Consider the following 14,195-nt stretch of genomic DNA (forward strand, 5'->3'; position numbering starts at 1 on the left):
ATCAAATTAGAGGTCAATGCATCGCGATGCTTTTGACACTCCGTACTATACCAGGAGGGCTCTTTCTCTGTACACCTCCGAAAATCTCTAATTTACCTCATTTTCTTGAATACAGGAATGCTTTCTATCATGCGAAACTAAAATAATTTTTACATAGGTCCTTAAGAGAAAATTAAGAAGATACGATTATATTTTTTGTATCAAGAAAGAAGTTTGGAGTGAATAAGGACTATGAAAAAGAATTATATTCAGTTCGCTATTGATATCGTTATGGCAATTATGTTTCTTCTGTTTTTCAATACCCGTGTTCTGGGAGGGCTGGCCTATCATGAAATCGCGGGGCTTATTTTTGCGGTAATATTCTTTACACATGTTTCGCTGAATTTAAACTGGGTAAAAAATGTAACAATGAAAATATTCAACAAAAATCTGCCGTGGAAAACGCGCGGAAATTATGCGCTGAATCTTTTGCTGCTAATCTCCATGTGTTTTGTTATTTTTAGCGGAATCGTTATCTCCAGAGTCGTTTTTCCGAACATCAATCTTGGAAATGAAATTTGGTTCAGGACTGCTCATACCGCTTTCTCATTTCTGACGATAATTTTAGTCGGCGTTCATATCGGCATCCATTGGCAATGGATTGTGAACGTGTTCAAAAAAATGATCCAATATAAATCAAAAAAGAAATGGATCGGATATGCGGCTAAAATAGCAGCGGCGCTCATTTTTATATTTGGCGTCTATGAGATCCAGCAAACAGGATTTGTCAATCGGGTGGCAAGTGTGACTTCCGTTTTTAGCGGAGGCAGCAGCGGAATGACGGCGGGACAACGGAATTTTAACTTTGATAGTGGACAAAGGCCGTCTTTCACCGGCGGACAGGAACCGAAATTTGCAGATGGGCAAACACCGGGATTTACAAACGGACAAAGGCCGGATTTAAATAATGGAAACCGGATTCAGGAAACTGAACATAACGGCGGAAGCGCGGATGCGTTTGACGTTATCATTACCTATTCAGCCGTTACGGCCGTATTTGTCGTGATCACTTACTATATCAGAAAACTGACTTTAAAAAAGAGAAAAAGAAAATTGGCCTAAGACAAATAAGGATCCTCCCACATGCATTCAGAATTTTAGGGGCTATTTTAAAAAATTGAACGGATTTTAAAATTGCTTACGCCATAGGTAAAGATCAAAAAAGATTTAAGAGGCAAAACAGAATAATTTTTTATACACATGATCGGCGGCTGAGACCGAAAAAGCTTGTGCGGACCGAAAGAAGTGCGGCCGGGACCGAAAAAACCCGCATGCCGACCGAAAAGCGTGCGTTCACGACCGAAAAGGCCTGCGCGGACCGAAAACCGTCTGATTACGACCGATACCCCACGCTTACTGACCGAAAGCCGTGCGACCGGGATCGAAAAAACCCGCATGCCGACCGAAAACTGCGCGATCATAACCGAAAAGGTCTGCGTCGACCGAAAACCGTCTGATTACGACCGATACCCCACGCTTACTGACCGAAAGAAGTGCGACCGGGATCGAAAAAAACCGCTTGCCGACCGAAAACTGCGCGATCATAACCGAAAAAGCCTGCGTCGACCGAAAACCGTCTGATCGCGACCGATACCCTACGCTTGCCGACCGAAAGCCGTGCGACCGGGACCGAAAAAACTCGCTTGCCGACCGAAAAGCATGCGTTCACGACCGAAAAGGTCTGCGTCGACCGAAAACCGTCTGATCGCGACCGATACCCTACGCTTGCCGACCGAAAGCCGTGCGACCGGGACCGAAAAAACTCGCTTGCCGACCGAAAAGCATGCGTTCACGACCGAAAAGGTCTGCGTCGACCGAAAACCGTCTGATTACGACCGATACCCCACGCTTACTGACCGAAAGAAGTGCGACCGGGATCGAAAAAACCCGCATGCCGACCGAAAACTGCGCGATCATAACCGAAAAAGCCTGCGTCGACCGAAAACCGTCTGATCGCGACCGATACCCTACGCTTGCCGACCGAAAGCCGTGCGACCGGGACCGAAAAAACTCGCTTCCCGACCGAAAAGCAAGCTATCACGACCGAAAAAGCCTGCGTCGACCGAAAACCGTCTGATCGCGACCGATACCCTACGCTTGCCGACCGAAAGCCGTGCGACCGGGACCGAAAAAACTCGCTTGCCGACCGAAAAGCATGCGTTCACGACCGAAAAAGCCTGCGTCGACCGAAAACCGTCTGATCGCGACCAATACCCTACGCGCCCTGATTGATAAATCATTCATGGCGGCCAGTAGGAATGGTTGCAGACTAAATGCTGAGCAAAACGTCACAAAATATCTTCTTTTATATAACTTTTTTGGAAGGATGTGGCGATTGCCGGACCGAAAATAATTAAGATTAAAGGAAAGTGAGGTGCTTAAATGTATCTAAAAAAAATTAAAATTCCATATCATGTCCAGCAATATGAGGCCCTTTCCAGAAGACTGACTCCTGTTGTTCCAAGGACTGATGCTGAATCCCGCTTTAAAAAAGGAATGGCCGGATATCGTGGCGAACGGTCCCTTGATTACCTGCTCAGTGCTCTCCCCGATAAGGAATTCTTCATTATTCACAATCTGCGTTTGTCCAACGGCTCGCGTTATTTTCAAATTGACTTTCTTATTCTGTGTCCCCGATTTTTTCTAATTTTAGAGGTAAAAAACATTATGGGGACGCTGATTTTTGATACTGAATTATCCCAGCTGATACGGGAACTGGATCAGACAACAGATGTCTTTGACGATCCAATTTCGCAGGCGGAGAATTTAAATGTGCAATTGATTGAGTGGCTGGATGTGCATGGTGGCAGTCCGGCGCTGCCAGTTGCCGATCGTGTGGTCATTGCTTCTCCTGCCAGACTGCAAGTGACTGATTTAAAAGATCTTCGAATCAAAAAAATTGTGCGTAAATCAAATCTTACGAGAGAATTAATGAATTTGAACCGGCAATGTTTCAAAAAAAGTTTAGATATCGGGTCTGTAGAAAAAATGGCAAGAACACTGCTCTTGCAGCATCAACCTCGGATTATCGATCTGTTCTCGTTCTCTTCTGTCCGCCGCAGCGACATCATCAGAGGCGTTCAGTGCCCTGATTGTGGATTTTTTCCGATGAAAAGAGAAAATGGGATCTGGCATTGCACTTCATGTGGGCATGTTTCGAAAACAGCTCATATTGCTGCATTTCGTGATTATTTTTTAATATTCGGACCTGTGATTACGAACCGACAATGCAGAGATTTTCTGATACTGGAATCTGCCGTAATCGCTAAAAAGCTGCTTCAGACAGTGTCCTTACACTATAGAGGTGAAAAAAGGACACGGATCTATTACTTGTCATTTCAATTATTGATTGACAAAAGCAGTGATGAACGAGAAGCGCCCTGGGATGAAAATCCGGTACAACAACAGATTACCGACCGAAAGCCGCGCGGACCGAAAAACGTCTGATTACGACCGATATCCTACGCCTGCCGACCGAAAAACGTACGTTCACGACCAATAAAACTCGCTTGCCGACCGAAAGCCGCGCGGTCATGACCGAAAAAGCCTGCGCGGGCCGAAAAACGTCTGATCATGACCGAAAACTCTCGCTTGCCGACCGAAAAACGTACGTTCACGACCGAAAAAACTCGCTTGCCGACCGAAAACCGCGCGGTCATGACCGAAAAAGCCTGCGCGGACCGAAAAACGTCTGATCATGACCGAAAACTCTCGCTTGCCGACCGAAAAACGTACGTTCACGACCGAAAAAACTCGCTTACCGACCGAAAGCCGCGCAATCATGACCGAAAAAGCCTGCGCGGACCGAAAAACGTCTGGTCGCGACCGATATCCTACGCCTGCCGACCGAAAAACGTACGTTCACGACCGAAAAAACTCGCTTGCCGACCGAAAGCCGCGCGGTCATGACCGAAAAAGCCTGCGCTGACCGAAAAACACCTGATCACGACCGATAACTCTTGCCTAATGACCGAAAAACGCTCATCCACGCCTGATACCCCCGCCCCAATTAACCGCCAGCCGGTAAGTTCGGATCAATAGCAGTCAGCGCGGTTTTGTGCTTGGCCTATTTATGAAAAAAGCACCCGGGTCCGCGTTGGGAACCAGACCGGGCGCCGGGCGATGGCTTATTTGTTTGTTTTGCTGTAGGCTGCTTCGTCTTTGATTTCTTCGCGAAGCCCGTGGATGCTTTCTTCACGCCGCTGATTTTTTTCACGAATCTGCCGTTTCTCGTCTTCGCTCATTTCATTACCGTGCGCTTTGACATAATCACGGGCTTCATTCATGTTCTCAAGTGTATCACCGATATTTTTTGCAATTTTTTCCGCATTATCCGAACGATCATCCGGTTTCGCCATGGTAATCCCTCCTCGTAAAGTGCTCCTTAGTATGCCACCGGGAAAATGGAATATGTACCTGGTTGCATTTCAAAAAGTCAATTTCCGAATGCGATTGCAAAGCGGTCGAACCTTTGCGTGCCTTAACCGGACCGCGCCATCCGAAAATTTTATATCTCAGGAAAGCAATCGCGGCATGATGATCCTCATCCCGGTTCAGTTATAAAGCCGATGACGCTCATGGCATTGTTGCAGGTTTTCCATAAATCAATGGCACCGGTACACGGAAACAATGCCGTCAAATGCTAAACGGTTGAACCGGCCGGCGGCATTGGAAAATTTGCACCACGGAAGGAAATCATTGATCTGCTGTTTAATCGGGATCGGGCAGTGCGGCGGTTTTTCCTGTCTCTTCGGCACTTGGCGCGTCCGCTGACAGTGTACTGCACCATAGTCTCTGCGGCTGCCGATGTTTGTGAAAACGGGCCCTTTTTTCGGCTGCCCTGCTGCGTTTTTCCGTAAAAATTTTATGCAGTTGACGGCACGCCGGCGAAGACATGGAGGGATCATCTGTTTAACTTGTACCGTTTGATTTTTGTAAGATGGTTCGATTTATTTTTTATGCGCTCTCTAAATCCATCAAAAAAGGAAACATTAAAAGTGATGATGAGGGATGTTTTGCACGTGCTGAGGACTTTGTCAGTTATAAAAATGCAGTAAAAATATTATATTGACCAATGGGTCAATGTGTGATAAATTGATGTCGATCGCATGGTCAATATGGGCTGAAAAGGAGTGATGGGCAGTGCCGGTTATTGAATTGAGACACATCAGTAAATATTTTGGAAAATTCGCTGCAGTGAAAGACTTGTCGTTAACCGTTGAGCCGGGCGAATTATTCGGCTTTATCGGTCCGAACGGGGCGGGGAAATCAACCACGATGAACATGACTTTGAATTTCATCAAACACAACGGCGGGAATATTAAGCTGTTCGGGAAGGACATGCCGGGAGCCGATGTGGCCGTGAAGAAGCGGATTGGCTACGTCCCGAGCGATGTTCGTTTTTATCCGCAGCTTCGGGTGCATGATTTGATCCGCTACACGCTCGATTTTCATCATCTGGACGAAGACAAAGAGGAGCTGAAAAAATATTGCAAGCTTTTTGACATCGACCTGAAGAAAAAGTTCGGCGAGCTCTCACTCGGAAATAAGAAAAAAGTAGCGATAGTCTGCGCAATGATCCATAATCCTGAGCTGCTGATTCTGGATGAGCCGACCAACGGACTGGATCCGCTGATGCATGCACGGCTTTTCAGACTCCTGAAGGAAAAACAGAAGCAGGGTGTGACAGTTTTTCTTTCCAGTCACAACCTCAAAGAAGTTGAAGATTATTGTTCTAAAGTCGCGTTTATCAAAGCTGGGCATCTGGTCGGTGTCGAAGATCTGACGACGATCAACAAAAAAGTGAAAATTATTACTTTGCAGGGGGCAAGCCTTCCGATTGAACGGATGGAGGCAATCGGGGCGCAATGCATCAGGCATGGCGAACGCGAGGCACGTTTTGTTTATGAAAAAGAGCTTGCTCCGCTTTTTGCTCTCTTATCGGAACTTTCGCACGATCTCGACGATGTGACGGTCGACAACCGCGATCTCGAGGAGCAGTTCATGTCGATGTATGAAAATCAGGAGGCGGAGAGAGTATGACACTTTTCAGACTGGAATGTAAAACTCATGTCAAAACGCTGCTGATCTGGATCATTGTTGTCGGCCTGCTGACATTGGGTCTTGTTTCTCTGTTCCCATCGATGAAAGATATGGGACTTCAACAGATCGATTTAAAGTCGATGCCTAAAGAGATGCTGAAGGCATTTAATATATCGGACATGTCGGCTCTGGCATCGATTGAAGGTTATTTTGGCTATGAGTTTCAATATGTAATGATTGCGACCGGAATATTTGCGGCAACACTGGGCCTGAATGCACTCGCCCGGGAAGAGTCGGAAGGAACCATCAGCTATCTGTACGCTCAACCGATTTCACGCGTTTCCATTGTTTCATTAAAAATGCTGGCTAATGCACTTTTTTATACTCTATACTGGCTTGTCACCATGATCATCGCTTTTCTTGTTTGTCTGATTTTTAAAGAATCCACCGCTTCAGTCTCGAATTTGTTTAAAGATTTTTCTCTGCTGACTTTTGCCGGATGGGTGATGGGGCTGACATTCTTCAGCGTTGGCTTTTTCCTGTCATCGCTGCTGTCCTCGAATAAATCGGCCACTTCGTTATCGCTCGCCCTGGTTTTCCTGACCTTTATCCTTGGCGTTGTCGGCAAACTGCAGGATAAATTTCAGGCTCTTGTCTATTTTTCGCCGGTGGATACGGCACTTCCGAGCAGTGTGTTCAAGAACGGCCTGCAGTGGAAATATATTGTGACCGATCTGATTGTGCTGGTTGTTTCTCTGCTGCTGGCATTCTGGATTTACAGGAGGAAGGATTTGAAAGCATAAATGGAGGCATCGAAAGAAAAAGCGATTTTAGAGGCTGCGATTCATGAATTTGCCGAAAAAGGCTTTGAACGAACGTCGACGAATCAGATAGCAAAGTCGGCGGGAACATCAAAAGGGCTGATCTTCCATTACTATAAGTCTAAGGAAAAGCTCTATGAAGCAAGTGTTCGCTTTGCCATCGATTTTTCAATTAAAGAACTGGATTTCAGTAAAGTGAAAATAACGAACAATGTAATTGAAGAATTAAAGAGATTTGTTGAACAGGAATTTTTGTTCTGCAAGCATTATCCGGATATTTACAGGCTGGTCGTTATCGCCCTTACGCGTCCGCCGGGGAAATTAACCGATAAAATGGCGGATCTGTTCAGAGAGCTTGAATCGATGGCTTCGCAGGTTTTTAAAAAAGTGATTGACGGAATTGATCTGAAAGACGATGTCAATATCGAGACGCTGCAGGATGTTCTTCAATCCCATTATTACTACTATTCGACTCGGTCCATGGGCTACTTTAAGCTTCACCCCGATGCGGGAATCGAAGATATGAGGCCTTTTGTCGATCAGTTCCTGGCGATGCTCTCAATGAGCCTGCGGGGGCTGCTGAAAGATAAGCAGGAATAAGGATAGAAGAACGCTAAAAATATTCGGGAAAAATCAGAAAAAACGATTTGAAAACAAAAGCTGAATAATTGTTAATTGAAGCGGAAATCGAGGCTGATTCAGAAGCGAACCTTTTAATTCAGTCCGACCTTCCGCTTCATTCTTTTGACTTCCTGTTCCGTGTGGAATGCCTGTTCACGCATAATATCGATTTTATCCAGAATATCGAAGTGTTTGTCTTCCATGTCCTGCCTGAGCCCGGCCATTTCCGACTTCGCGCTTTGCTCCAGCGTGTCCATTCTTTGATCGAGTCCGCCCATCCGTCCGGCCAAGCCATCCATTTTTTGATCAAGCCTGTCCATCCGTTTGGTTAAGCCATCCATTTTTTGATTAAGCGATTTCATATCATGATCCAGTTCTTTGAGCGCCTGCATCACCATCTGAAGTTCACTTGACATAAATCGTCATCTCCCGCCATATGTTCTCATTATATCAGCAGAAGCGTCAAGCGCCAATGAGAAGGATGCCGATTTTCAGAACACTGTCGGCCATGCAATCGTCCTAAGCTGGAGAGGATATTAATTTAAATAAGAAGAAAAATGTCTGATCAGAGTATAGAAAATTTGAATGAAATCAGGCAGGGGCGGTGTCGAAGCGAGTGCCGGCAGAATGATTGATAGACATTTCTCATATCCCTGAATCTACCTCCTATTAAGTTAAAGCTCAACTTCTGGAGAATGAAGAGGGCGGCCCTTTGTTCGACTAAACTGAAGAAAGGAGCCACTCGGCCGGTAAAATGTCCGCTGCTCTCTTATCTGAGACATCCGTTTCCGATCGGCTGCCGTTTTTTGCTTCTTTAATACCCTGGACCAGAATGAAAACGTTTCCATATAGTTAAAAATTGCACCTTTGGGATTGAATGATATTGGTCTTTTCCGGCAGCAGATCCGGTCATATACTTGAAATGAAGGGAGGAAGAGCATTGGACAGCAGGTGCGCACAAATACTTGTTCAATTAAGGAATTCCGGAGTTCCTATCACTGTTAAACAATTATCTGCCGATCTTCATGTTAGTCAGAGAACAGTCAGTTATGATTTGAAGAAAATTGATCAATTTTTAATAAGCGAAAAATTGCCGAAACTTATTCGCACGAAAGCGGGAATCAGTACCAATTTTACTGCCCGACATTTGCCGATTCTTAATTATACGTTGTTGAGAATGGATAATTATCAATATGTACTGGCGCCTGAAGAAAGAAAACAGTATATCCTGGCCGATTTGATCGCCAATCGAAATTATACGACGATCCAGCAGCTGGCCGCCGAGCTATGTGTATCCAGAAACACGATTATGTCGGATTTGAAAGAGATAAGAGAATATTTGGGCCCTTTTAACATTTTTATCGATTCGAAGAAACATGAGGGTGTGCGGATTATCGGGGAAGAGAAAAGAATACGCCGGATTCTCTTTTCGATCATCTCGGATCATTTTCAACAGGAGACAATGGTCCAGGATATTCAGAATCGGGTGGTCAATCACAAAGAATTGGGGCTTGAAAAGAAGTTTTTAAATATTTTTACCGATATAGATATTCATTTTATCGAAAAATGCATTCAGGCAGCGGAGCATGAATTGAACCTTCTTTTTTCAGATACGGCTTATTCCGGAATTGTTCTGCATATCGCTATGGCGATTAAAAGAATCCAAGGCGGCAAAGACATTACTATTTCAGCTAATGAATTGGAAACGCTTTCGAAAACGAGAGAGTTTTCAGTTGCATCGAGCATTGCCGGAATGTTGGGAAAACAGTTTCATCTGGAAATTCCCATGGATGAAATCGGTTACATTACAGTGCATCTGCTTGGGGCGAGCAGCATCCAGAATGGCAACGGTCCCTCAAATCCTAAATACGAAATTTTGACACAATCGATCATTGGGTCGATGAGCCGCCTGCTTGGCAACGATTTGTCCGGAGACAGGATTTTATACCAGGGATTAATTGACCATATAGGTCCGGTGCTTTATCGATTGCAGCATGATACACAATTGCGGAATCCGCTCATGAAAGAAATACGGGAAAACTATCAGGAACTTCTCACTAAAATGCAGGCTGCGCTGGCACCTGTTGAGAAGTTCACCGGCGGTAAAGTGACGCACGATGAGGCGGGTTATTTTGTGCTTCATATTGCTGCGGCCCTGGAACGGAAAAAACAGGCAATCATTCAGAAGACTGCCAATGTCCTGGTTATTTGCAGTACAGGGATCGGATCCTCACAGATTCTCTCGACGCGGCTTCAAATGATTTTTAATGTCCATATCGTTGCCTGTATCGGCATACATCGGGCCAATGATTTTCTGAGCCGGCATCCCGTTGATCTTGTCGTCTCGACCATTCCCGCGTCGCACCTAGGTGTGGAAACGATTATTGTCAACCCGCTTCTTAAAGAGAAGGATATTCATAAGCTTCGGCCTTTTCTGAAGCCGAAAAGAATACGGGAAGATAAGCAAATATATTTGAAAATTATGGATGTGGTTACACAGAACTGCAGAATTATCGATGAGAATAAATTGCGGCGGGAACTGAAAGAAGTTCTTGATCAACCTCATGAAAAGGAGGGAAAGGTCCTCATGTTGAAAGAAATTCTGACAAAGGATGTTATTCAAACACAGGTCCGCGTATCGGACTGGGAGGATGCTATTCGGCAATGCGGGCGATTGCTGGTTCGTTCGGATATTGCAGATGAAAGTTACGTCGATGCCATGGTTCAATCGGTGAAAACAATCGGGCCCTATATCGTTGTCGCCCCCGGTATCGCCATGCCGCATGCAAGACCTGAAGCGGGGGCCAAAAAAACAGGATTTAGTTTAATGACCCTTTCCCATCCGGTTCCTTTTGGGAATAAAGAAAACGATCCTGTTGTCATTGTTGTGTGTATCTGTTCGGCGGATCATACAAGCCATATTAAAGCTTTATCGGAGCTGGTCAATTTATTCGGAGACGAAGAAAACGTACAAAAAATCAAAAGTGCTGCTACTCCGGAAGAGGTTGTCAATATTATTCAAAATAGTTCAAACATTATTTAGCTTTTTATTTATCTCAAGGGAGGTTGATTGTGATGCTGAAAATCTATACGGTTTGCCCGCAGGGACTCGGAAGCAGCATGATCGCTAAAATTCACGTACAAAATATTCTGGATACTTTAGGCGTTGATTATGATGTGGAAACGGCCGGAGTAGCTTCCATTGTCGGCGAAAATTTTGATTTCATCATCACTGTCGATGAATTACGGGAATCGCTGTCTCACGTGGATCCGTCGAAAATAATCATTATTAAGAATTTTTTCAAAAAGGATGAGATAGAAGAAAAGCTGAAAAAGAAACTATTTGAAATGAAAATAATAGGGAGTGATCAGCTATGATCGTCTTAAAATTCATTGTTTTCCAAATTCTTTCCGTTCCGGCAATTCTCCTGGGCGTTGTCGCAATGACTGGGCTGATCCTGTTAAAAAAGCATCCGACCAAAATAATAACAGGTACACTGAAAACCATTATCGGTGTGCTGATCATTTCAGGAGGGGCGGGCATTCTCTCCGGTTCATTGACGCCGTTTGGCACGATTATTAATCACGGGCTGAACGTTCAGGGAATTATGCCGACGAATGAAGCAGTGCTTCCCTACGCTCTCAAGAATTTCGGCTCTATGGGCGCGCTGATCATGGTCGGCGGGTTTGCGATTAATATTTTGCTTGCCCGGTTTACCAAATTTAAGTTTATTTATCTGACGGGCCACATCATGCTTTACGTTTCCTTATTTGTTACCGTCATTCTTCAATCCGTCGCCGGCCTGAACGGATTTGTCCTTTTCATTGCGGGGGCCGTCGTCATGGGTCTCTATTTTACCTTTATGCCGACTCTTTTGTACCCTTATTCGAAGAAGATTACGAATGGAGAAAAGTTCACCGTCGGGCATACCGGGGACATCGGCTACTGGTTTTCGGCATGGATCGGAAAATACGTCGGCAACCCGGAAAAAAGCGCTGAAAAATTTAAACTGCCTAAATGGTTAAGCTTTTTCAGCGATTCGACGACAAGTATGGCTGTTACAATGGTCCCGATCTACCTGATCTGCGTGCTGATTGCCGGATACGGCTATGTTGCCAAAAACATCAGCGGAAGCACGGATCCGATCATGTTTGCCGTTCTGCAGGGCTTGACCTTCGCTGCAGGAGTAACCGTCATTCTGGCCGGCGTTCGGATGATGCTGTCCGAGATTATTCCGGCATTTTCCGGCATATCCGGAAAGGTAGTTCCCGGGGCTGTTCCCGCACTGGACTGCCCGGTCATGTTTCCTTATGCACCGACCGCGCTGCTTCTGGGTTTTATCTCGATGTTTATCGGAATGATTATCGGAATGTTCTCGCAAATGGGCTTTCATTCTCTCTATATCATTTTGCCGGGTATTGTACCAGCATTCTTTGCCGGCGGCACGGCAGGGATTTTCGGAAACAGCACCGGCGGCTGGAAGGGGGCAATCGTCGGGCCGTTTATCGTTGGTATCGCATTAGCCATCGGGACCGGTTTCCTGATTCCAAGCACAGGGGCATTGGCAAAAACAGGGAGTACTTTCGGCGACCCGTTCTATGCAACTGCCGGATTGGCCTTTGCAAAATGGACAAAATTGGCAACGACGAATCCACTGTGGGGTCTGCTTGCTTTAATCGCGGTTCTTGCGGTCATCAGTCTGCTGCTTAGACGTCGAACCCTTAAAGAGCATGCAGCAGAAAATATTGAAAATACAGCAAAATAATAGGAGGTGATCAGCTTGGATTTATCAACGCTTCAGCATACGGCAAACCGGCTGAGAATAGATGTTCTTAATGCAGTGTATCATGTGAAATCCGGGCATATCGGCGGCTCCTTTTCTTCGGCGGAGATTGTTTCCTATCTCTATTTTAAAGAGATGAATATTAAAGCAGACGATCCTGAATGGGAGGACAGAGACAGATTTGTATTGAGCAAGGGGCATGCAGCGCCTGTTCTATACAGTGCTCTTGCCGAAAAAGGGTTTTTCCCGCGCGGGGAGCTAGAGACGCTCAGAAAATTCGGCTCAAAACTTCAGGGACATCCGGATATGAAAAAAGCACCGGGCGTTGATATGTCGACGGGTTCTTTAGGACAGGGATTTGCGGCTGCGGCCGGAATGGCCATGGCCGGGAAATTGAATCATAAAGATTATTATGTCTATGTACTTGCCGGGGACGGTGAGATGGAAGAGGGCGAAATCTGGGAAACGTTAATGAGCGCCGCCAAATATAAATTAGATCATTTGATTCTTTTTCTTGATCACAATGGGATTCAGCTTGACGGAACAACCGGTCAAGTCATGAATACCGAACCGATAACCGATAAACTGAGGGCGTTTAATTGGCACGTGATTGAAATTGACGGTCATGATTTTCAGCAGATTGAGGATGCTGTTCAAAATGCAAAAATGATAAAAGAGCAGCCGACGGCCATTGTTGCCAATACCGTTAAAGGCAAGGGGGTTTCCTTCATGGAAAATAAGGCGGCCTGGCACGGCAAGGCGCCTAATGAAGAAGAATACAAAAATGCACTAAGAGAATTGGAGGCATCCGTATGACCGGAGTACAGTCAGAAAGAGTCGCCTTGAGAGATGCCTATGGAGAAGCATTGCTCGAACTTGGTAAAAAGCATCCGGACGTCGTTGTGCTCGATGCCGATCTCTCAGAGTCGACAAAAACCTGTAAATTTGGAACGGCATTTCCGGAACGTTTTTTTAACATGGGCATTGCTGAGCAAAACATGATGGGGGCCGCTGCCGGCCTTGCCGCCTGCAAATTTGTCCCTTTCGCCTCGACTTTTGCATTGTTCGCTACAGAACGGGCTTTTGAACAAATTCGAAATTCCATTGCCTATCCCCGATTGAATGTTAAAATTGCTGCGACTCATGCCGGATTATCTGCCGGGAAAGACGGAGGCAGCCATGAAGCGATTGAAGACATTTCTTTAATGCGGAGTGTGCCGAATATGACTGTTATTGTTCCGTGCGATGCCGTTGAAGTGGAGCAGGCGGTCGAAGCCGCATATGCGTATGACGGGCCTGTCTATCTTCGCCTGAGCAGACTGGAACTGCCGATCATCCATTCAGCCGATTACACCTTTCATATCGGCAAGGGAGAAGTACTGGCAGACGGTGAGGATGCGGCCATCATGGCCACGGGGGCCATGGTTCCCCGCGCATTGGAGGCATCCGAAAGACTGAGACGCGATGGAATTCACGCAGCCGTTCTTAATTTTGCAACGATCAAGCCGATTGATAAAGAATTGATTCTCCATTACGCAAAGAAAACCGGGAAAATAGTGACAGCGGAAGAGCATACGATGTTCGGCGGCCTATTTTCCGCTGTTGCCGAAATTGTTGCCGAACATGATCCGGCGGCTGTCGCAAAAGTCGCCATTGCAGATAGATTCGGTCAGACCGGCAGCCCGGAAGAGCTCTTTCAAGAATACGGGTTAACTGTGGAAAATATTATCAGGAAGGTTAAAGCTCAACTTCCGGGGAACGGAGAGGGCGGTCGTTTGTTCGACTAAACGAAGAACGGAGCTACCCGGCCGGAGTGAGGGCCGGATGGCTTCCAAAATCGGCCGATAGAGCCCCTAATTCGGCTGGTAGAGCGCCTGATTTGGCCGAT

At 45.9% G+C, this 14,195-nt stretch carries 12 protein-coding genes; 10 read left to right on the top strand and 2 right to left on the bottom strand.

Annotated features, from left to right (window positions below):
* Nucleotides 1-231 precede the first annotated feature (231 nt).
* Together OYT88_RS14210 and OYT88_RS14215 are read left to right on the top strand one after the other, a co-directional pair.
* Entirely contained in the window at nt 232-1,101 is an 870-nt protein-coding gene (locus OYT88_RS14210) for a DUF4405 domain-containing protein (protein WP_274400963.1), read from the top strand.
* Nucleotides 1,102-2,421: 1,320 nt separating this feature from the next.
* Nucleotides 2,422-3,486, top strand: a complete 1,065-nt coding sequence (locus OYT88_RS14215) for an NERD domain-containing protein (RefSeq protein ID WP_274400964.1) — start codon at nt 2,422-2,424, stop codon at nt 3,484-3,486.
* A 680-nt stretch (nt 3,487-4,166) separates the two neighbouring features.
* On the opposite strand, the gene tlp is transcribed toward OYT88_RS14215, so the two are convergent.
* A complete protein-coding gene (gene tlp, locus OYT88_RS14220) occupies nt 4,167-4,403 on the bottom strand; it encodes a small acid-soluble spore protein Tlp (protein ID WP_274401154.1) in 237 nt (78 codons plus the stop codon).
* 778 nt (nt 4,404-5,181) lie between these two features.
* Here tlp and OYT88_RS14225 point away from each other — a divergent pair.
* From OYT88_RS14225 to OYT88_RS14235, 3 genes are read left to right on the top strand one after another with little or no spacing between them, the layout of a single operon-like run.
* On the top strand, nt 5,182-6,081 hold the full coding sequence (locus OYT88_RS14225; RefSeq protein ID WP_274400965.1) for an ABC transporter ATP-binding protein: 900 nt from the start codon (nt 5,182-5,184) through the stop codon (nt 6,079-6,081).
* On the top strand, nt 6,078-6,884 hold the full coding sequence (locus OYT88_RS14230) for a DUF2705 family protein (RefSeq protein ID WP_274400966.1): 807 nt from the start codon (nt 6,078-6,080) through the stop codon (nt 6,882-6,884). The genes OYT88_RS14225 and OYT88_RS14230 overlap by 4 nt, the downstream gene beginning before the upstream one ends.
* Nucleotides 6,885-7,502 carry a TetR/AcrR family transcriptional regulator gene (locus OYT88_RS14235; RefSeq protein ID WP_274400967.1) on the top strand — a complete coding sequence of 206 codons (618 nt, stop codon included), beginning with the start codon at nt 6,885-6,887 and terminating at the stop codon, nt 7,500-7,502.
* 113 nt (nt 7,503-7,615) lie between these two features.
* On the opposite strand, the gene OYT88_RS14240 is transcribed toward OYT88_RS14235, so the two are convergent.
* On the bottom strand, nt 7,616-7,939 hold the full coding sequence (locus OYT88_RS14240) for a hypothetical protein (RefSeq protein ID WP_274400968.1): 324 nt from the start codon (nt 7,937-7,939) through the stop codon (nt 7,616-7,618).
* Between the two features lie 524 nt (nt 7,940-8,463).
* Here OYT88_RS14240 and OYT88_RS14245 point away from each other — a divergent pair.
* From OYT88_RS14245 to OYT88_RS14265, 5 genes are read left to right on the top strand one after another with little or no spacing between them, the layout of a single operon-like run.
* Nucleotides 8,464-10,566 carry a BglG family transcription antiterminator gene (locus tag OYT88_RS14245; RefSeq protein ID WP_274400970.1) on the top strand — a complete coding sequence of 701 codons (2,103 nt, stop codon included), beginning with the start codon at nt 8,464-8,466 and terminating at the stop codon, nt 10,564-10,566.
* Nucleotides 10,567-10,598: 32 nt separating this feature from the next.
* Nucleotides 10,599-10,901 carry a PTS sugar transporter subunit IIB gene (locus OYT88_RS14250; RefSeq protein ID WP_274400972.1) on the top strand — a complete coding sequence of 101 codons (303 nt, stop codon included), beginning with the start codon at nt 10,599-10,601 and terminating at the stop codon, nt 10,899-10,901.
* A complete protein-coding gene (gene ulaA / locus OYT88_RS14255; RefSeq protein WP_274400973.1) occupies nt 10,898-12,289 on the top strand; it encodes a PTS ascorbate transporter subunit IIC in 1,392 nt (463 codons plus the stop codon). The genes OYT88_RS14250 and ulaA overlap by 4 nt, the downstream gene beginning before the upstream one ends.
* 6 nt (nt 12,290-12,295) lie before the next feature.
* On the top strand, nt 12,296-13,123 hold the full coding sequence (locus tag OYT88_RS14260) for a transketolase (RefSeq protein ID WP_443217518.1): 828 nt from the start codon (nt 12,296-12,298) through the stop codon (nt 13,121-13,123).
* Complete coding sequence (locus OYT88_RS14265; RefSeq protein ID WP_274400978.1) at nt 13,120-14,094, top strand: transketolase family protein; 975 nt, start codon at nt 13,120-13,122, stop codon at nt 14,092-14,094. Before OYT88_RS14260 ends, OYT88_RS14265 begins: the two co-directional genes overlap by 4 nt.
* The last annotated feature ends 101 nt before the right edge of the window (nt 14,095-14,195 follow it).

This window comes from Sporolactobacillus sp. CQH2019, assembly GCF_028765345.1.
GTDB lineage: Bacteria > Bacillota > Bacilli > Bacillales > Sporolactobacillaceae > Sporolactobacillus.